Raw genomic sequence first — 20718 nt, 5'->3', positions numbered from 1 at the left:
TTAAGTGGTTTGAAATTGACTATTATATAAGCTGGCGTAAAGAGTCGGAGCTTGTAATAGTTCCTGATGCGTTCCTTTTTCAATAATATCGCCATTTTTCATCACTAAAATTAAATCAGCATTTTCAATCGTGGATAATCGATGAGCGATAACGAAGCTTGTTCGATTTTCTGTGACAGTTTCCATCGCTTTTTGAATATGGGCTTCTGTTCGTGTGTCCACACTCGAAGTTGCTTCATCGAGAATAACAACGGGCGGATTTGCTAAAATGATTCGGGCGATGGTTAATAACTGTTGTTGCCCTTGTGATAATGCACCATTTTCGCTAGAAATAATTGTGTCATATCCTTGAGGAAGGGTCCGAATAAAATGATCACATTGAGCAATTTTAGCCGCTTCAATTATTTCTTCACGAGAAGCGTCTTTTTTTCCATAGGCAATATTATCTGCTACGGTTCCTTCAAATAGCCAAGTGTTTTGTAATACCATGCCAAATAAATTTCTTAGATTTTGTCGAGAAAGTTTCGTAATATCAATCCCATCAAAAGTAATGGCGCCTTGATTTATTTCATAGAAACGCATCAATAAGTTGACTAATGTTGTTTTACCAGCGCCGGTGGGTCCCACAATGGCCACTGTTTTTTTCGGTTGAACAGAAAAATCAACATTCTTCATTAAAATTTTTTCTGGTGTGTAGCCAAATTGAACATTTTTAAATTCAATGGCTCCTTTAGGAGAAGAAATAGTTTCTAAATGAGTTGCTTCTGGCTGTTCATCAGCTTCATCTAAGATAACAAAAATCCGATCAATGGAAGCCATCGCTGCTTGAATTGAGTTAATGACATAAGAAGCGGTAGAAATCGGCTCAGAAATTTGGTTGATATATTGCAAATACGCTTGCAAGAAACCAATCGTAATACCACCAGATAAAACGAGCATTGCGCCTAAGATAGCACTGATAATAAAAGCCAACTGATTAATAAAACGAATAGCTGGATAAATCGCAAAATTTAGAAACTGTGCTTTTTTAAAGGCACGATAATGTTGTTGATTAACAGCAGCAATTGTTTTTTCAGCATTTTGCTGTTGATTAAAGGTTTTTGTGACCAAATTTCCTGCTAAATATTCTTCCATTTTATTATTTAATTGACCTAATTCAGCTTGACTTTGATCAGCAAACACCTTGTTTTTATTCGCAATTTTTGTCGTCATGAAAGTACTACCGCCAATTAGCAGCAACACTAAAATAGTTAATTTTGCATCAATATAGAACAACATAATTCCTGCAAAAAGGATAGTCACGACGGAAGTGAAAAATTGGTTGATGCCTGTTAAAAGAACTTGTGACAATTGGTTTAAGCCAGTTGTTGAACGACTAATGATATCGCCCACTTGGTGATTGTCAAAGAAGGCCATTGGTAAAGTTTTAAACTTTTTTGTCACTTCTTTTCTAATTCTTAAAGTAACCCGTTCGCTTAAAGAAGCCATTGCTCGTTCCTGAATAAAAGAAGTGATACTACTAATGATTGAAAAGAGAATTAAAAGTAAGACGGGACCTAAGAGTGCTTCTTCAACTAAAGGAAGTGTCATGCCTTTGAGCCCGACACGCTTGATAGCTTCTAAGAGGTTATCAATCCCGATTGCCATAATATAGGTCATGGCAACAATTAATAAGTTTCCAATTAAACTGCAGATCATTAGACCATAAAAGATTGGATGCTCAGGTTTAATCATTTTCCAGAAACGTTTAAAGCTTTGAAGATTCATTGTTTTTTTCATTGTATAGCTTGAAAAGAAAATTTTCTTTCAAGCGGTCACATCCTTTCTTTAGTTACTTGGGTAAGATACCTTGCGATTTAGCAAAGTCTTGGTAATAGCTATTAGTGGTAAGTAAATCAGCGTGGGTGCCTTGACCAACAATCCTTCCTTCATCTAAGACGATAATATTGTCAGCGTTCATGATTGTACTTAACCGTTGAGCAACAATGAGTAAAGTTTTGTCTGCCATTTGTGCATGTAAAGCGGCACGTAGAGCGGCGTCAGTTTTGTAATCTAATGCAGAAAAGCTATCATCGAAAATATAAACATCTGCCGGTTTGATTAAGGCTCGTGCAATACACATTCTTTGTTTTTGACCACCAGAATAGTTGGACCCGCCTTGTGCTACGAAACTTTCAATCCCTTGTGGTAAGGAATCGATAAATTCAGAAGATTGTGAAATTTCTAGTGCCGTTCTTATTTCTTCTGTAGTTGCTTTGGCATTTCCCATTAATAAGTTTGATAAGATTGTCCCACTGAAAAGAAAGGCTTTTTGTGGCACATAACTGATGACTTGGCGAATCGTTTGCTGAGATAATGAGCGGATATCTGTGCCAGAATAGCTAATCGTGCCGGCTGTGACCTCATTTATTCGTAAAAGTAACTTAACTAAAGTACTTTTACCAGCGCCAGTTGCCCCAACAATCGCCGTTGTTTTTCCTTTAGGGATGACAAAACTAACATTTTCTAAAACAGGATCAGCTGTTTCTGTGTATTGAAACGTGACGTGATCGAAGCAAATCAAGGCTTTCTCAGGATGATAAGCAATGGTTGCTTCAGTATGAGGATCGCTAATTTCAATTTCTTCTGACAAAACTTCTTGCAAGCGATTCAAGGAAGCAACGGACCGTGGAATGACAACTAATACCATAGCCGCGATCATTAAGTAGGCCAAAGTTAGAAGCGTATATTCAATCACAGCTGTAACGGTGCCAATTTGTAGGGTGCCTACCGCCACTAAATTACCGCCAAACCACAAAATAGAGGCATACACAACGCCCATTAATAAAAAGGCAACAGGAGTAATCCAAGCAAAGATTCGATTCACTTTACTCATGCGTTCAGCATAATTTTTAAATGTTTGATTGGTTCGCTGCTCTTCAAAGTCTTGATTATTGAACGCACGAATCATATTAATTCCAGTAAAGAACTCTCGTAAAGTCGTAGTAATTCGATCCATTTTTGGTTGAATTTTTAAAGATAAAGGGGTGCCTTTTTTCATTAAAAAATAAACAACGACTAAGTAAAATACGATGGAAGCCAATGTTACCCAAGCGAGTGAAACTGAATAAGAAAATGTCATCACTAAGGCAAATAAACTAATAATAGGCGCTGGAAAGATTAATTGGCAAAACAGCACAATCATTGTTTGAACATTATCTACATCGTTGGTCATTCTAGTTAGCAAAGAATTTGAACCAAATTTATCAACATTTTTCATCGAGAATTGTTGAAATTTTTTAAAGAACAATCCTCTAACTTGAAAACCAAATTTAGCAGCTACTAAAGCAGACAAATAGCTAGAAATAATTGCGGCAATTGTTCCAATGAATGCCACAAGAAACATTTGTATGCCAATCGTTTTAATTACTTGTTGGTCACCGCTAACGATGCCCACATCAATCAACTTGCCAACTAATTTAGGGACGCCAAGGGTTCCTGCGATTTGCAAACAGATGGTTAAAGTTGTCGCAAGAACAATCCATTTATTTTCTTTAATAAACTCTTTCATTAATTTCATGAAATTTCCTCCTTAAACAATACCGTTTTAGCTGTTACAAAGAGTCATTGTACACGTTCAAGTAACTTGAATGTCAACAGTAGAAATGCTAAACTTTTTGATGGAGGGAACAGTATGGAAAAAAATTACACAATAAAAGATGTTTCTGAGTTGTTAAATATCCCTAAGTCCACGATTCGTTATTGGGACGAGCAAGGGTTGATTAGTACAACACGCAATGAAGAAAACGGATATCGAACCTTTGATTTAGAAGATTTGTTCAAAATATATGATATTGATTTTTATCGAAAAATGGGGATTCCTATCAAAGATATGTTGAATTTGTATAAAAAGACTCCTACCGATCTCTATGCCACCATGGAAGCAACAGAAGAACAACTGGGGCAAGAAATAAAAAGGCTTCAGCATAAATACAAAGAAATCAAGAAAAGAAAATTACATTTACATGCGTTAATTGATTTAGAAACATTGGTTTTTTCAGATGAACCAATTCCTTTTGATAAAATTGTTGTTGTTGATATTGAGGATCCAGAAGAGATGAAAGTTTACATGGAACACATTTCAACTTTAGGTATTTACGGGGATTTAAGTGAATCCAATGAACTGACGTATGGGATTTGTTTGGCAAATCATGTGAATAAAAAAAGTTTAGACAAAGTGATTTGGCTCAAAGAACCAAGTAGCCAATACAAAGGCTTTATTTTAAAAGTCAATACACAAGATACCCGTTTGAATAATATCGAAGAAGTAAAAAAGCGTTTAGCAAAACAAGGATTTGAAACAGGCATCGTTGTCGGGGAGCATATCTTGACACAACTAGAAGAGGAAAATCAATATATTGAATATTATTATGGTTGGATTGAAATTTTAGGGGAAAAGTAAAACAATTTAAAAAAAAGAAACTAGTAATAGCAAATGTAGCTAAGCTAGTTTCTTTTTTTGGTAAATGTAATGAAAATTACATGAAAAAATTTTTAGTTTTTAAAACAATTTAGAACGAATGTTATTAAAGGGAAAACAATAAAAAAATTACTCTTAAAGCTAGAACTTACCTATATTTGTATTTTTTTAGGGAAAGTCAATATATTTGCTTCATATAAAACGTGTTATTTAATTCGTAATTTTTTGTTGAAATATCGGGTTTTTTTCTTTTTTTAGCCAATATAATGTGTTACTTTTTGATTATAAGGAGAAACGGAAAATCGTACGTTAAAAAAAGTTGTTTGAAGATGATTTGTTTAAGTAAATGAAAAGAACGAAGGAGAATGTAAATGAATAAAGCGGTTAAAAATTTTGTGAGTTACCTTATGATTACCATGCTGTTTATTTTAAATTTGTTACCAATGATGAACGCATTTGCTCAAGAAGTAACGAGTGATGCTGAGAATACTGTTGAAAAAGACGGGCTCAAAGTAATAGGGAAAATAGAAGATACATCGTCTCAAGAAGATATTAAAACGGTCACTTACGAAATAACAAATACACGAGATGTACCAATCAAAAATCTCATTTTAAAACAAAAAAATAACAATGATAGTCCAATCAAATTTGTATTAGATACTTTAAGCGAAGAGCGAGGACCTACGTCTTTAGAAGAACAAGCAAAGGTTGAAACAAATGAGAAAGATCAAACAACCGATATTAAACTGCTTAACCTTCAACCAAATTCAACAAGAAAGATTACCATAAATGGGCAAATAACTACAAAAGCGTCGAGCAAGTTATTGGTCAGCGTACTAATAGAAGATAATGAAAAAGGGACACTAGTAATTGATTTACCTAGTAAAGATATGCTAGCAGATAAAGAGTTTGTTTCGAAGGAAAAACAGGAAACTTCAGAAACAAAAGTAGAAAATCAGGCAAGCGAAACAGCCTCTTCTACAAATGAAATGACCGCAACTACTAGTAACGAAACAAAGCCTGAAGCAGGAAAGGCGACAGAAAGTATTCAAGAGACAGCACTAACGCAGGCTACCGAAAGTCCTGAGCAACCTCCATTAAAGGCGCAACCTACTGGTCCGTTAGTGCCACCAACACCTGGTCGGGGGTTTAATACACCGATTTATCAAAGCGTTCATAGAGGAGAACTTTTTTCAACGGGAAATACCAACTTAAAAATTGCGAATGAAAATACGGGGGCTGCGCAAACATTTTTAAACACACGAGGAGCAAGTAGTGGTTATGCAATTAACAATTTTCCTTTAGAATTTGCAGATGTTGACAATGATCCAAATACGTATAACTCTAGTCGGGCTTATATTGATTTAAATGGTGCAAAAGAGATTGCTTGGGCGGGCTTATTTTGGAGTGCCTCTAGATATAAAGGCCCTGCTTACGGAACAAATCTTTCTGATGAAGAAATTAGTGCACCAGTTCAATTTACAACACCAAATGGAACCGTACAGCGTGTTTCGCCCCAAAGGTACCATCGTATCGATCAAGATGCAACAAACCCAGGACAACGTTTCGGATACAATAATACTGGATTTTCTAATTATGCAGATGTAACTTCAATTTTACAAGGGGATAAAAGTGCGACAGGAAGTTATACGTTAGCAGATATTCCTATGACAAGTAGTTTAAATGGTCAATATCAATATTATAACTTTAGTGGTTGGAGTTTGTTTGTTGTTACAAAGGATCAGGCAAGTAAGTCAAGAGCTTTTAGTATTTACTATGGAGCACGTGGCAATGCTGCTGGAACTAATAATGAATTTACTATGAGCAACTTTTTAACAGCAAAACAAGGAAAGCTTGATCCAATTGTGACCTGGTTTACTGTTCAAGGAGATAAATACTGGACTGGAGACAACGCACAAATTAAAAATAGCGCAGGAACTTGGGTAAATATTTCGAACACGCTCAATCCAGTTAACAATGCTATGAACGCAACTGTGACAGATAACGATGAACATATGGTAGACAAGTATCCAGGGAAATTTGCGCCGGATCATCCTAATTTTTTAGATATTGATATCGATCGTATGGCAATTCCCGAAGGTGTTTTAAATGCTGGACAAAACCAAATTAATTTTAGAACAACAAGTAGTGGTGACGATTATTCTACGAATGCGATTGGTTTTGCTGTAAACGCAGAAACACCTGAATTTGAAATTAAGAAAGAAATTGTGGAACCAAAAGAAACTTACAAAGTTGGTGAAACAATCACGTATCGTGTCTCACTAAAAAATACAAAAGCTGATTCAGAAGCGATAAATTCAGTTTCGAAGGATGCACTAGATGGTCGCTTAAATTATTTGCCAGGCTCTTTAAAAATTATTAGTGGACCAAATTCTGGTGAAAAAACGGATGCTTCAGGCGATGATCAAGCAGAATATGATGCAACCAATAAACAAATTATAGTCCGTGTTGGCAATGGTGCAACTGCTACACAAGGAGGTAGCTACAAAGCTGATACAGCTGAAACAATTTACGAATTTAAAGCGCAGATAAATGAACGAGCAAAAGCAAATGAATTAGTGCCTAATAGCGCAACCGTTGAGGCAGTAGATATTTTAACATCTGCAAAAGTCAACGAAACTTCTAATATAGTAGAAGCAAAAATTGCGGACGAACAAGTAACTGGCAAATTAACCGCAACAAAAACCGTTAATAACGCTAAACCAAAACTAGGCGAAACTATCGAGTACACCATTAGCTTCCGCAACACTGTCGAAAATGGCGTCTTAAACAAAGTGGTTATCACAGACCAACTACCAAAAGGACTGACGTATGTCAAAGATAGCCTAACAAGTGTCGGTGATGAACCCAAGCCAACCAGCTTGAAAGAAACCAACGGCATAATCACGGCGGAATACCCAAGTATCACTGATACAAAAGAGCGGAGTATTCGCTTCAAAGTGATTGTTAATGAAGAAGCCAAAGCGGGCGAAACAATTCTCAACAAAGCCAAAGTAGATGACACAGTTAATCCGCCCGAAGAACCAGAGGTGCCTGTGGTACCAGAAGCGAAAGCAGGCAAACTAGCCGCTACAAAAACCGTTAATAACGCCAAACCAAAACTAGGCGAAACTATCGAGTACACAATTAGCTTCCGCAACACCATCGAAAATGGCATCCTAAACAAAGTAGTTATCACAGACCAACTACCCAAAGGACTGACATATGTCAAAGATAGCCTAACAAGTGTCGGTGATGAACCCAAGCCAATCAGTTTGAAAGAAACTAATGGCACAATCACAGCGGAATACCCAAGTATCACTGATACAAAAGAGCGGAGTATTCGCTTCAAAGTGATTGTTAATGAAGAAGCCAAAGCGGGCGAAACAATTCTCAACAAAGCCAAAGTAGATGACACAGTTAATCCGCCCGAAGAACCAGAGGTGCCTGTGGTACCAGAAGCGAAAGCAGGCAAACTAGCCGCTACAAAAACCGTTAATAACGCCAAACCAAAACTAGGCGAAACTATCGAGTACACAATTAGCTTCCGCAACACCATCGAAAATGGCATCCTAAACAAAGTAGTTATCACAGACCAACTACCCAAAGGACTGACATATGTCAAAGATAGCCTAACAAGTGTCGGTGATGAACCCAAGCCAATCAGTTTGAAAGAAACTAATGGCACAATCACAGCGGAATACCCAAGTATCACTGATACAAAAGAGCGGAGTATTCGCTTCAAAGTGATCGTTAACGAAGAAGCCAAAGCGGGCGAAACAATTCTTAACAAAGCCAAAGTAGATGACACAGTTAATCCGCCCGAAGAACCAGAGGTGCCTGTGGTACCAGAAGCGAAAGCAGGCAAACTAGCCGCTACAAAAACCGTTAATAACGCCAAACCAAAACTAGGCGAAACTATCGAGTACACAATTAGCTTCCGCAACACCATCGAAAATGGCATCCTAAACAAAGTAGTTATCACAGACCAACTACCCAAAGGACTGACATATGTCAAAGATAGCCTAACAAGTGTCGGTGATGAACCCAAGCCAATCAGTTTGAAAGAAACTAATGGCACAATCACAGCGGAATACCCAAGTATCACTGATACAAAAGAGCGGAGTATTCGCTTCAAAGTGATCGTTAACGAAGAAGCCAAAGCGGGCGAAACAATTCTTAACAAAGCCAAAGTAGATGACACAGTTAATCCGCCCGAAGAACCAGAGGTGCCTGTGGTACCAGAAGCGAAAGCAGGCAAACTAGCCGCTACAAAAACCGTTAATAACGCTAAACCAAAACTAGGAGAAGCAATCGAATACACCATCAGTTTCCGCAATACCATCGAAAACGGCGTCCTAAACAAAGTAGTTATCACAGACCAACTGCCAAAAGGACTGACATATGTCAAAGATAGCCTAACAAGTGTCGGTGATGAACCAAAACCGATCAGCTTGAAAGAAGCCAACGGCACAATCACAGCGGAATACCCAAGTATCACTGATATGAAAGAACGGAGTATTCGTTTCAAAGTGATCGTTAACGAAGAAGCCAAAGCAGGCGAAACAATTCTCAACAAAGCCAAAGTAGATGACACAGTTAATCCGCCCGAAGAACCAGAGGTGCCTGTGGTACCAGAAGCGAAAGCAGGCAAACTAACCGCTACAAAAACCGTTAATAACGCTAAACCAAAATTAGGGGAAGCAATCGAATACACCATTAGCTTCCGCAACACTGTCGAAAATGGCGTCTTAAACAAAGTGGTTATCACAGACCAACTACCAAAAGGACTAACGTATGTCAAAGATAGCCTAACAAGTGTCGGTGATGAACCCAAGCCAACCAGCTTGAAAGAAGCCAACGGCATAATCACGGCGGAATACCCAAGTATCACTGATACAAAAGAGCGGAGTATTCGCTTCAAAGTGATTGTTAATGAAGAAGCCAAAGCGGGCGAAACAATTCTTAACAAAGCCAAAGTAGATGACACAGTTAATCCGCCCGAAGAACCAGAGGTACCCATTACACCCGAAGAACCAATCACACCTCGAATAAAAGAAGGCAAACTAACCGCAACAAAAACCGTTAATAACGCCAAACCAAAACTAGGGGAAGCAATCGAATACACCATTAGCTTCCGCAACACTATCGAAAATGGCATCCTAAACAAAGTAGTTATCACAGACCAACTACCAAAAGGATTGACGTATGTCAAAGATAGCCTAACAAGTGTCGGTGATGCACCAAAACCTACCAGCTTGAAAGAAGCCAACGGCATAATCACGGCGGAATACCCAAGTATCACTGATACAAAAGAGCGGAGTATTCGCTTCAAAGTGATTGTTAATGAAGAAGCCAAAGCGGGCGAAACAATTCTCAACAAAGCCAAAGTAGATGACACAGTTAATCCGCCCGAAGAACCAGAGGTGCCTATTACACCCGAAGAACCAGCGAAAAATAAAAAGGAAACAAAAAAAGTTGTTACAGACCAGAACAAACCTACAAAAAATAGTAAAAATGAAATTGCCATAAACAAGAAAGAAACGTCTAAATCATCCTATTTACCAAAAACAGGAGAAAAAGTCCAAAAAATATTTGCATATCTGGGTGTAGGACTGATCTTAATTGTATTAATTCTCTATGTTATAAAGAGAAACAAAGAAAAAGAAGAGTAAACAAAATCGATTGTTTTAGAACGACTAATTAGCTGAAAATTTAAGAGTTGGCAACATAAGTCAAAATGACCTATGTCGCCAACTCTTTTTGATTTATAACAAGAAACCCAACATATTATTAACAATATGAATAGCCATAACAAATACAAGCGAACGATTTGATTTTAAGTAAGCTGCAGATAATAAAATAGCTCCTGGCAGATAAATGAGAAAATCAAGGGGCTGTTGTGTGTGCATAAAGGTGAATAAAAAAATTGAAATTATAGTCGCACTGGCTATACCAATTGTTTCCGATAAACAATTCATTAATACTTGCCGAAAAACTAGTTCTTCAGCAATTGGCCCCACGATTGCTAAGAAAAATAGAGTAACAAGCAATGGAACTTGTGCACCAAATGAGAGAACATCTTGTTGATTAGCAATTGGATTATTACTCATGATTTTTTGAATAATAATATCGACTAAAAAAATCAGCCCCACCCATAAGAAAATGCTAAAAATACGCCAAAGAGTCTCTTCTTTAAAATAGTCGAACCCAGCAACGATTTCTTTCCAAAATAAAACTATTCCCACAATAGCAGTAATAGTTAAACCTGTTACGAGATTTGCAAAAGATGATTCTACTAAATTATTATCAAATAACAGTGAAATAGCTAATAATAATAAAGAACCAGCTTGCATTAAAACTGTGAAAAAATATACCACAATTAAACTAATTGCTCTAGTGTTTTTACGGATAAAATTCAAAAATAGTCCTCCTCAAAAATAATTAGATAATATCCTTTGTGAAAATAACAAGTTCTCAGCTTTTATACAACAAATACGCACTAGCGAAACCGCTTTATGAGTGAGATTTATCCAATTATTTTTTAAGTTCTTAAATAGTTATTAAAAAAATATCAGATAAACGTTTTCACAAAGAACGGTCAATTCGGTAAATTTTTACCTTAAAATGATACAAAATCTATAATTTGTTTCTCAAATCCTATAATTTGTTCCTTAAAAAGATATTATGAAAACGCTATTATATTTATGAAAGGAGCGAAATGAATGAAGAAGAAAAACGGGTTTTTTCAAAATGTATGGCGTTATAAGGCCTTAATTCTTATGGCGTTACCAGGATTTATCTGGTTTATATTTTTCTTCTATATACCAGTCTTAGCCAATGTGGTCGCATTTAAAGATTTTCATATTTCACCAGATGGTTTCTTAGCTAGTCTAAGAGAAAGTCCTTGGGTTGGTTTTGAAAACTTTAAATTTTTATTTGCGTCAAAAGATGCTTGGTTAATTACTAGAAATACCATTTTGTACAATGTCATCTTTTTAGCCTTTAACTTATTCTTCGCGATTGCTTTTGCTATTATTATGAGTGAATTAAGAAATCGTCGCTTGGTTAAAGTTTATCACACGATGTCATTGCTACCATATTTCTTATCTTGGATGGTTATTAACTATTTTGTTTATGCCTTTTTAAGTCCAGATAAAGGGATTTTGAATCAATGGATTACTGGTAATGGCGGTACAATGATTAACTGGTATGCAGATCCACGTTGGTGGCCAGTAATTTTTGTCTTCCTAAATGTTTGGAAGAGTCTAGGCTACAACAGTATTATCTACTATGCTTCTGTGATGGGGATTGATCCGACATACTATGAAGCAGCGATGGTAGATGGTGCCAACAAATGGCAACAAATAAAAAATGTTACGATTCCACAAATTTTACCAATGATGTCTGTTTTATTAATTTTAAACATCGGCGGTATCTTCAGAGCAGACTTTGGTTTGTTCTACATCGTACCAAGAAATTCAGGTGCGCTTTACAACGTGACAAGTGTGTTAGATACCTATATTTACAATGGCTTAACGGCTACTGGTGATGTAGGCATGACGGCAGCTGCAGCGTTATATCAATCTGTCGTTGGGGCATGTTTATTATTAATTGCGAATTTAGTTGTTCGTCGAATTGAACCAGATTCAGCACTATTTTAGGAGGAAGGATTATGAAAAAGAAAAAAGTCACTAGCGTTAACGTTCGATCCTTCAACCCGACAGCGAATTTGATTTTCAATATTGTCATTGCTATTTTTGCTATTTCCTGTGTGGTTCCGTTTTTCTTTGTTATTATGATTTCATTGACAAGTGAAGGATCATTAGCAGCAAACGGCTACCGGTTTTGGCCAAAAGAATTTTCATTGGAGGCCTATCGTTACATTTTCCAAGGGGCAATGAGTCAACGTATTATTCATGCCTTAGGGGTAACGGTCTTCATTACGGTGACAGGGACGATTGTCAATGCAACAATGACGTCATTATATGCCTATGTCATTTCTCGTTCCAACTTTCCATTTAAAAAATTCTTTACATTGTTTGCTTTAATTACAATGTTATTTTCACCAGGGATGGTTGCGAACTATTTAGTAATGACAAACTTATTGCAATTGAAAGATACAATTTGGGCGTTAATTTTGCCTTTAGCTTTAGGACCATTTAATATTTTAGTGATGCGAACGTTTTTCAAGAAAACCGTGCCTGACAGTATTATTGAATCGGCACGTATTGATGGCGCAAGTGAAATGCGCATTTTTGTCAGCATTGTGTTACCACTAGCCGTTCCAGGGATTGCCACAATTAGTTTGTTTGCGGCTTTGGGTTATTGGAACGATTGGTTCAATGCATTACTTTACATTCAAAAAGATACCTTGGTACCATTACAGTATTTATTGATGAAAATTCAAAACAACTTAGAGTTCTTATCAAGAAGTACGGATATGGGTGCAGCAGCACAAGAAGGGTTAGGCGTTCTACCAAGTGAATCGGCTCGAATGGCGATTGTTGTCTTATCTACGTTACCAATTGCGTTAACTTACCCATTCTTCCAAAAATATTTCGTGGGTGGTTTAACAATCGGTGGCGTGAAAGAATAAAATTGTACAGGAGGAAATAAGGAATGAAAAAATGGCAAAAAGGATTAGCCGTAGCTGGCGCAGCAGCTTTAGCTGTAGGACTAAGCGCGTGCGGTAAATCTTCAAAAGATGCAGCGTCAAAAGGTGATGATAGTACACCAACGTTATTAATGTATCGTGTTGGGGACAAACCAGATAATTATGACCAATTAATCGATAATGCGAATAAAATTATCGAGAAAAAAATTGGGGCAAAATTAAAAATGGAATTTGTTGGTTGGGGCGATTGGGACCAAAAAATGTCAACAATTGTTGCTTCTGGTGAAAGCTATGATATTTCATTAGCACAAAATTATGCAACGAATGCACAAAAAGGCGCCTATGCTGATTTAACTGATTTAGCACCTAAATATGCAAAAGAAGCCTATGATCAATTGCCAGATAACTATATTAAAGGAAATACGATCAATGGAAAACTGTATGCGTTCCCAATTTTAGGTAACTCTTACGGTCAACAAGTTTTAACTTTTAATAAAGAATATGTCGATAAATACAATTTAGATATTAGTAAAGTCGATGGTAGTTATGAAAGTGCAACGGAAGTTCTAAAAGAATTCCATAAAAAAGAACCAAATATTGCTGCTTTTGCTATCGGCCAAACATTTTTTGCAACAGGTAATTATGACTTCCCTATTGGTAACCAATATCCATTTGCAGTAAAAACAACTGATACTGGTTCACCAAAAATTATTAACCAATATGCCGACAAAGACATGATTAATAACTTAAAAGTCTTACATCAATGGTATAAAGATGGCTTGATTCCAACAGATGCTGCTACAAGTACAACACCATATGACTTAAATACCAATACTTGGTTCATGCGTCAAGAAACACAAGGTCCTATGGATTATGGTGATACAATCTTAACACAAGCTGCTGGCAAACCACTTGTTTCTCGTCCACTAACAGAACCATTAAAAACAACAGCACAAGCGCAAATGGCTAACTATGTTGTTGCAAATACGTCTAAAAACAAAGAAAAAGCTGTTGAATTGCTAGGTTTATTAAACAGCAATCCAGAATTGCTAAACGGACTTGTTTATGGTGAAGAAGGCAAACAATATGAAAAAGTTGGCGATGATCGTGTGAAATTATTGAAAGATTACACACCAACAACTCATTTGAGTGCTTGGAACACAGGAAACAACTTAATCATTTGGCCAGAAGAATCTGTCACTGAAGACATGGTTAAAGAACGTGATAAGAGCATCGAAGAAGCAAAAGATTCACCAATTCTTGGTTTTACTTTTGTAAATGATAAAGTGAAAACTGAAATCACTAACGTTGCTACAGTTATGAACCGTTACGCAGCAAGCTTAAATACAGGAACTGTTGATCCAGAAGAAATACTTCCAAAATTAATGGATGACCTAAAAACAGCTGGCTGGGATAAAGTTCAAAAAGAAATGCAAACACAATTAGACGAATATATCCAATCTCAAAAATAATCACAGGAGGCTGAGGCATTAGTTGAGCGCTTTTGGCTCAGCCTTTTACATAATAGAAAGGAAGAGGAAGATGGAAAGTACAGGGATTCAGCGGTTGTTTTACCTTTCCTGGACAGTAATCAAACTAAATTTACTGTTTGTTTTATTTAGTTTAGCTGGAGGGATTATTTTTGGTGTTGGTCCAGCACTCCAAATGATGACTGATTTCATTTTGGAAGAGGGCATGAATTATCAAGCAATCACCGTTAAACGAGCATTTGAATCATGGAAAGCACATTTTAAAAGAAGTAACTGTTATTTTTTACTTTTTCTCTTCACTTTAGGATTTGTTTTTTATAATATTTATTTAGCCGTTCAATTTACCGGAATAATGTGGTTAATTATTACATTTATTTTATTTTTTGTTTCCCTAATACTCGTTATTTTTTACATTTATATGCTACTATATGAAGGAAGCTATTTTATCTCAACTATTGATTTAATGAAGCTTTCATTTATCAGTATCTTTTTAAACCTCGGTGTATTTTTTAAAGTCTTATTCGGTGTAATTAGTATCGTTGCTTTAACTTGGAAAATGAAAGGACTGCTACTATTTGCTTCGTTTGCCTTAATTATGATGTGGTGTGCCTATGTCACGCGTAAAAATCGCCAGTTTATTGATGGAAAGTTGGAACAAAATGAAGCGAATCTTCAAAAAACTGTTTAAAAAAAAATATTTATTAAATCGATTAGTACAAAAATACAGTCTACTGTTAACAAGTATTATTTTGTTAACGGTGGCTGCTTTGTGCGTTTATGTTACTTATACAATTAACTTATCAATTGATTCACAAAAAAATAATGCCATTTCCCAAATTGACAGCTATGTAACGAATAAAAATAATGCGGCGACAAATATGATTAATGAATTAGCTGGCTCTGCAAGTAAAATTGAAAACATGCGAAAATATATGGAACTTTCTCCTCCTGAGTATTTTGACTATACTTACAGTCAATGGTCGGAAGATCGGGTCAGTACTCACTTTGGAAATAATTTAAGTACATTATTTAGCACCTTTCCTGACTTAGAAGAAGTGATTATTCGCTTAGATGAATTTGATCAGGTTTTGTTCGCCAATCGCACAGCTACAAATGGGAAAAAAATGGATATGTCATCAATTAAAAAACATGGCTTTCAACTAATGCGAATTATCTCCGATCCTTATACAGGACAACCACTGGGAGAATTGTACACTGTATTTTCAAGTCAAGAATTGCTAGGCAACCAAGCAGACTTATTGAAAAAATCAGGTATTAATGCGTTTATCTATGATAGTGCTGGAAATCAAATTTTTTCTGAAAAAGCACAATTTACCAAAGAAGAAGAGCGGCAACTAGATAAAAGAATGCACACCGATAGTGACATTCAACAGGTTTTTCATAATCGCTACGATATTACGGAAATAGAAAGCAGTGGCCGGAGTACCATTCTCTTATTAACAAGCCGCCGAGTCTTATTTCAGCAATTGTTTATGAATTATGCGGCCATTTTAGGGATTGGGTTACTTTTGATTGTTATTTTATTAGTGGGCTTAAACCGCCTGTTTAAACGCTATTCTCAACAAGTCCAATTAATTTTAGAAGCGACACGAGCCATTGGCGATGGCAATTTAAAAGAACGAATTGACACGAATCAAGTTCAGGAAGAGTTGAATGATATTGCTTCCGCGATTAATTTTATGGTAGACAGTTTAGATCAATACATTCACGATATTTATACTTTAGAAATTAAGCAACGCGATGCTCACATGAGAGCGTTACAGTCGCAAATTAATCCTCATTTTCTTTATAATACGTTGGAATATATTCGTATGTATGCCTTGAGTCGGCAACAAGAAGAACTAGCTGATGTTGTCTATGCTTTTTCAACGTTACTTAGGAATAATATTAACCAAGAAAAAACCACGACCTTGGCAGAGGAAATCTCATTTTGCGAAAAATATGTGTATTTGTATCAAATGCGTTATCCCGACCAATTTGCCTATAAGTTCGAAATAGAAGAAACAATTGCTGATGTTGAAATTCCTAAGTTCATCATTCAGCCGCTTGTCGAAAATTATTTTGTGCATGGAATTGACTATCAACGACAAGACAATGCTATCAAGGTCCATGCCTACCGAGAAGGCGAAAAAATTATTGTGGCTGTTGTGGATAATGGAAAAGGAATTACCGCCAATCGGTTAGAGGAAATTCGCGAACGTTTAAATCAAACAGAAATAGAAACGGAACAATCCATTGGATTAAGAAATGTTCATGAACGTTTACAACGCTTTTTTGGGGAGAGTTATGGTTTAACCATTGAAGGGAAAGAAGGAGAAGGGACGACAATTCGTCTTTCGTTTGTAGCATAAGGGGTGAAAAGATGTATCGAGTGATGTTTGTTGATGATGAATATATGATTTTAGAAGGCTTAAAATGGATTATTCCTTGGCAAGAGTTAGGCTTTGAAATTGTTAAAACAGCGCGTAGTGCGCAAGAAGCATTGGCTTTTTTAGAAACAGAATCCATTGATGTTTTATTAACAGATATTACGATGCCGGAAATGAGTGGGATCGAATTAATTGAGCAAGCAAAGAAAAAAGGACATCAATTTATTAGTTTAATTTTATCAGGTTATCAAGAGTTTGATTACGTCAAAAAAGGCATGGCTTTGCAGGTCCAAGATTATCTTTTGAAACCAGTCAATAAGCAAGAACTATTAGCCAATATCCAAAGAATCAAAACAGAATTGGACCAACAAAAAAAATCCCATGCTCGCGTGCGTCTATATTTAGAAAATGGCTTGATGCGTTGGCTTAATGATGAAATCAGCGAAGGGGAATACGAAGAGTTAATGCAGCAATTTACGACTATAAAACCAGGTGATTTTACCGTTTTATTGGTTGAAGCTGAGATGCCATTTTTAGAAACAATCAAGGAACTATTTATGAAAAAAGGTCAACTGTTATTCATTGAAAGTTGGATGAGTACGTACCACCAATTGTTACTTATCTATAAAGGGGCTAGACAAGAAGCGTTCTTATTTATTCGTGAAATTGAAGCGATTCTAGCTGGTCAAGGTCAGATTTTTGTAGGGGAATCTGTCAATGAATGGGAAACGGTTTATGAAAGTTATGAGAAAGTAAAACAGTTGCAAGCAATTGAAACGTTCTATCAAGAATTTTTGCCAAATAATCAAAAAGAACAAATGAATCGTTCGGCAGAAGATTTTACTTTTCTAGCGTTTAACCAAGCCTTGATGATTGGGGATATGCAGACCATTCAACGGGAATTAGATGCCATTTTCAATCAGTTAAGTCAACAACACGCTACGCCAGAATATGTACGCTATGTAGTCTTCTTACTTTTTTCAGATATTTCCCGTCAGTATCCAACTGTGTTAGAAGAAAACTATGAAAAAATCGTGGAAGAAATTCGAGCTAGCAACAATCTTAATACACTGTATGCGTTAATGCAGCAAGTCTTGGCAGAAGTGAAAAATAAACCTAAAATAAAAAAATATTCAGAAAGTGTTAGCCAAGCTGTAGAAAGAATTGAACAAGGCTATTTAGAAGAATTAAACTTAAAAACGGTGGCGGATGAGCTTCATTTGAATCCTAGTTATTTAGGCCAAATTTTCAAAAAAGAAACCAAGCGGAGTTTTTCTCAATATTTGAATCAAGTGCGTACCAAGCATGCCCAGAAATTATTATTGTACACGGATGATACAATCAACGAAATTTCAGAAAAAGTAGGATTTAACAATACCAACTATTTTTCAAAAATGTTTAAAAAATTAAATGGAATTACCCCAAAAGAATTTCGAGAGCAATACCAATCAAATTACGCAGGTGTCGAAGAATAAAAAGAAAGATGTTCAATTTTTATGAACATCTTTCTTTTTATTATTTTTCTGTACTTAATGAAAACGGTCGTTCTGCTGTGTTTTGTGGATTCGGGACAATCCCTAATTGATAATCTAAAGTCCCGCCGTTTAATAGTTCTTGATGAGTAAAATAAGGCGCAGTATGTTTTTCTTGGTTTAACTGAATTTCATGAATAAATTGTTGTTGGACTTTGTTTGGTGATGTCTGAATGGTTAATTGTTTACCATTTGACAGTTTTACTTCCGCCGTCTGGACTAAAGGCATCCCGATTACATATTCACCAGTTCCTGGTGTGACGGGATAAAAGCCTAAGCTATTAAAAATATACCAAGCAGACATGCTACCATTGTCTTCATCACCTGGATAGCCAGTTGGTGAAGCATCAAATGTTTGCATTAGTTGTTTTAAAAGTGGTTGAGCCATCTCTGGTTTGCCGATGTAGCTGAATAGAAACGGATAATGGAAACTTGGTTGATTTGAGATGGCTAATTGACCAAAATCAATTGCCGCCATTTCACTCATTTCATGAATTTCAAAACCATAGCCTTCAACGTTAAAGTTAGGCGCTTGATTGCAGAGCTGAATTAATTTTTTTTCGAAAGCTAACTCGCTACCATATAGTTTAATCAAACCTGCAAAATCTTGATAAACCGCAAAACTTGATTGCCAAGCACTTCCTTCGGCGTAATCTTTGCCCCAACGAATATCTAAAAAGTCAGGACGGAAATTACCTTCAGTATCCTTGGCTTGCATAAAGCCAGTTTCAGGATTAAAAAGTTGTTGATAATTCAAGGCTTGTTGACGATAAAACGTTGCGGTCTCTGAATCATTCAATGTTTTTGCAACTTGCGAAATACAGAAATCGCTGTACGCATAGTCTAAGGTATGATTGACAGATTCATGATAGGTTGAAGGAACATAGCCATATTTTAGATAATCCAGAGTTCCTTGACGTCCATAATTTTCTCGTTCGCTTTGTTGTGTGGCGCCTTTTTTCATCGCTTCTAGGAACTGAGACATCAAGTCAGGACGAATCTTTTTCACGGCGGCATCAGCAATGACAGCGTCAATCAAGGTGCCGGGCATTAAACCACGCTCATCTGGAGATAACCATTTTGGCAAGAAACCTGTTTCGTTGTAACTATTTAAAAAGCCTTCTAGCATCTCTTCGTATTTTTCTTGAGCAATTAGTGAGAACAATGGGTAGACCGTTTTATAAGTATCCCAAAAGCCATTATTGGTATATAGTACACCAGGACGAACCGTTTGCGAGAACGTATCATAATGAATCGGCTGCTGATTTTCGTCCAATTCATAAAAGGTTTGCGGAAATAGGAATGTTCGATACAGTGTATGATAAAACGTTTTAGTATGTTCAGGATTTTCATGCGTTACTTTAAGGCGATCGAAATAATTATGCCAATCTGCGATTCCTTGTTGCAGCATCTCAGTAGAACGCAAAGAGATTTCTCGCGCTAAATTTAACTGCGCTTGTTTTTCAGAAATAAATGAACTACTAAAATGAACAACTTGTTGAGCAATATTTCCAAAAGAAAGAAGGATTTTGCCATCTTCACCTGAAGAAGGGGCAAACCATTTGGTTAAAGGCTGTTCAAAATGAAGCACAAAATAAAAACTAAAATCTGGATCTTCACAACCAGAATAGTTGATGACTTTTACAGCCACTTGATGGTCATCTAATTGTTTTACTTGATAACGTCCAGGCAGAGTTAGCAGTAAGTGATTATCTTTTTGTTGATAATCAATGGTTAAGATACCACCATACATGCTTGGGATTAATTGAGAAGTTATTTGATAGCGTAATTGAGTTAAGTTAATTTCGACAGGAGAAAAAAGGCTTTCTTCTGGACGATAAGAACTTTGGGCATGGAATAAAGAAAGTTCCGACAATGAACCACTGACAGGGGTCATTAATAAATGGCTAAAATCACCCATCCAAGGACTTGGTTGATGCGTTACTCGATAGCCTTGAAATGTTCGATCTTCTGGATGAAACCACCAGCTGCCTTTTTGGTCAGTTGTTTGCGGGGCGTAAAAATTCATCCCAAATGGCACGCCAGTATAGGGTAGACAATTCCCATTTGAAAAACTATGTTGGTTGGCAGTTCCGTGTCGCGTATCAATCGCTTGAATATTCATGAAAGTAGCTCCTTTGTTTTAAATGATATATCATATAGGCTGATTATAGCACAAAAAACGAGAAATGAAAGCGTATTTATTTGCTTTTTTATTTATTTTTAACGA

12 protein-coding genes are annotated in these 20718 nt (G+C 36.3%); 8 read left to right on the top strand and 4 right to left on the bottom strand.

The features are described from left to right. A complete protein-coding gene (locus MKZ30_RS08940; RefSeq protein WP_002388273.1) occupies positions 1-1779 on the bottom strand; it encodes an ABC transporter ATP-binding protein in 1779 nt (592 codons plus the stop codon). A gap of 52 nt (positions 1780-1831) precedes the next feature. Further along, entirely contained in the window at positions 1832-3559 is a 1728-nt protein-coding gene (locus MKZ30_RS08935; protein ID WP_033594907.1) for an ABC transporter ATP-binding protein, read from the bottom strand. Positions 3560-3625: 66 nt separating this feature from the next. On the opposite strand from MKZ30_RS08935, the gene MKZ30_RS08930 reads away from it, so the two are divergent. Then, positions 3626-4441 (top strand): MerR family transcriptional regulator, encoded by an 816-nt coding sequence (locus MKZ30_RS08930; protein ID WP_002395516.1) that lies wholly within the window; start codon positions 3626-3628, stop codon positions 4439-4441. Positions 4442-4830: 389 nt separating this feature from the next. Further along, positions 4831-10134: an isopeptide-forming domain-containing fimbrial protein gene (locus tag MKZ30_RS08925; RefSeq protein WP_249958755.1), complete on the top strand. Its 5304-nt coding sequence runs from the start codon at positions 4831-4833 to the stop codon at positions 10132-10134. A gap of 93 nt (positions 10135-10227) precedes the next feature. Here MKZ30_RS08925 and MKZ30_RS08920 read toward each other — a convergent pair whose 3' ends face one another. Then, complete coding sequence (locus MKZ30_RS08920; RefSeq protein ID WP_002410846.1) at positions 10228-10815, bottom strand: CPBP family intramembrane glutamic endopeptidase; 588 nt, start codon at positions 10813-10815, stop codon at positions 10228-10230. A 369-nt stretch (positions 10816-11184) separates the two neighbouring features. On the opposite strand from MKZ30_RS08920, the gene MKZ30_RS08915 reads away from it, so the two are divergent. The 6 genes from MKZ30_RS08915 to MKZ30_RS08890 all read left to right on the top strand — a co-directional run bounded on the left by MKZ30_RS08915 (position 11185) and on the right by MKZ30_RS08890 (position 18431). Beyond that, complete coding sequence (locus MKZ30_RS08915; RefSeq protein ID WP_033600758.1) at positions 11185-12123, top strand: ABC transporter permease; 939 nt, start codon at positions 11185-11187, stop codon at positions 12121-12123. Between the two features lie 11 nt (positions 12124-12134). Then, complete coding sequence (locus MKZ30_RS08910) at positions 12135-13058, top strand: carbohydrate ABC transporter permease (protein ID WP_002359877.1); 924 nt, start codon at positions 12135-12137, stop codon at positions 13056-13058. A gap of 23 nt (positions 13059-13081) precedes the next feature. After that, the gene (locus MKZ30_RS08905) at positions 13082-14548 is read left to right on the top strand and encodes an ABC transporter substrate-binding protein (RefSeq protein WP_033600756.1); all 1467 of its coding nucleotides are present in this window, start codon (positions 13082-13084) and stop codon (positions 14546-14548) included. A gap of 70 nt (positions 14549-14618) precedes the next feature. Continuing rightward, on the top strand, positions 14619-15254 hold the full coding sequence (locus MKZ30_RS08900; RefSeq protein WP_002362905.1) for a YesL family protein: 636 nt from the start codon (positions 14619-14621) through the stop codon (positions 15252-15254). Continuing rightward, positions 15208-16938: a sensor histidine kinase gene (locus tag MKZ30_RS08895; protein WP_002425984.1), complete on the top strand. Its 1731-nt coding sequence runs from the start codon at positions 15208-15210 to the stop codon at positions 16936-16938. The genes MKZ30_RS08900 and MKZ30_RS08895 overlap by 47 nt, the downstream gene beginning before the upstream one ends. An 11-nt stretch (positions 16939-16949) precedes the next feature. Continuing rightward, positions 16950-18431, top strand: coding sequence for a response regulator transcription factor (locus tag MKZ30_RS08890; protein ID WP_002356858.1), 1482 nt, complete (start codon positions 16950-16952; stop codon positions 18429-18431). Positions 18432-18471: 40 nt separating this feature from the next. Here MKZ30_RS08890 and MKZ30_RS08885 read toward each other — a convergent pair whose 3' ends face one another. Further along, positions 18472-20613 (bottom strand): GH92 family glycosyl hydrolase, encoded by a 2142-nt coding sequence (locus MKZ30_RS08885; protein WP_002419529.1) that lies wholly within the window; start codon positions 20611-20613, stop codon positions 18472-18474. Positions 20614-20718: the final 105 nt, after the last annotated feature.

This window comes from Enterococcus sp. LX10 (genome assembly GCF_023539285.1).
GTDB classification, from domain to species: Bacteria; Bacillota; Bacilli; order Lactobacillales; family Enterococcaceae; genus Enterococcus; species Enterococcus faecalis.
This window is presented reverse-complemented; position numbering and strand designations above follow the sequence as displayed.

Excerpts from the sequence above, each read along its gene's own strand:
- MKZ30_RS08940 (WP_002388273.1), bottom strand. The coding sequence starts at position 1,779 with ATGAAAAAAACAATGAATCTTCAAAGCTTTAAACGTTTCTGGAAAATG.
- MKZ30_RS08935 (WP_033594907.1), bottom strand. The coding sequence starts at position 3,559 with ATGAAATTAATGAAAGAGTTTATTAAAGAAAATAAATGGATTGTTCTT.
- MKZ30_RS08925 (WP_249958755.1), top strand. The coding sequence starts at position 4,831 with ATGAATAAAGCGGTTAAAAATTTTGTGAGTTACCTTATGATTACCATG.
- MKZ30_RS08920 (WP_002410846.1), bottom strand. The coding sequence starts at position 10,815 with ATGCAAGCTGGTTCTTTATTATTATTAGCTATTTCACTGTTATTTGAT.
- MKZ30_RS08915 (WP_033600758.1), top strand. The coding sequence starts at position 11,185 with ATGAAGAAGAAAAACGGGTTTTTTCAAAATGTATGGCGTTATAAGGCC.
- MKZ30_RS08910 (WP_002359877.1), top strand. The coding sequence starts at position 12,135 with ATGAAAAAGAAAAAAGTCACTAGCGTTAACGTTCGATCCTTCAACCCG.
- MKZ30_RS08905 (WP_033600756.1), top strand. The coding sequence starts at position 13,082 with ATGAAAAAATGGCAAAAAGGATTAGCCGTAGCTGGCGCAGCAGCTTTA.
- MKZ30_RS08900 (WP_002362905.1), top strand. The coding sequence starts at position 14,619 with ATGGAAAGTACAGGGATTCAGCGGTTGTTTTACCTTTCCTGGACAGTA.
- MKZ30_RS08895 (WP_002425984.1), top strand. The coding sequence starts at position 15,208 with ATGGAAAGTTGGAACAAAATGAAGCGAATCTTCAAAAAACTGTTTAAA.
- MKZ30_RS08890 (WP_002356858.1), top strand. The coding sequence starts at position 16,950 with ATGTATCGAGTGATGTTTGTTGATGATGAATATATGATTTTAGAAGGC.
- MKZ30_RS08885 (WP_002419529.1), bottom strand. The coding sequence starts at position 20,613 with ATGAATATTCAAGCGATTGATACGCGACACGGAACTGCCAACCAACAT.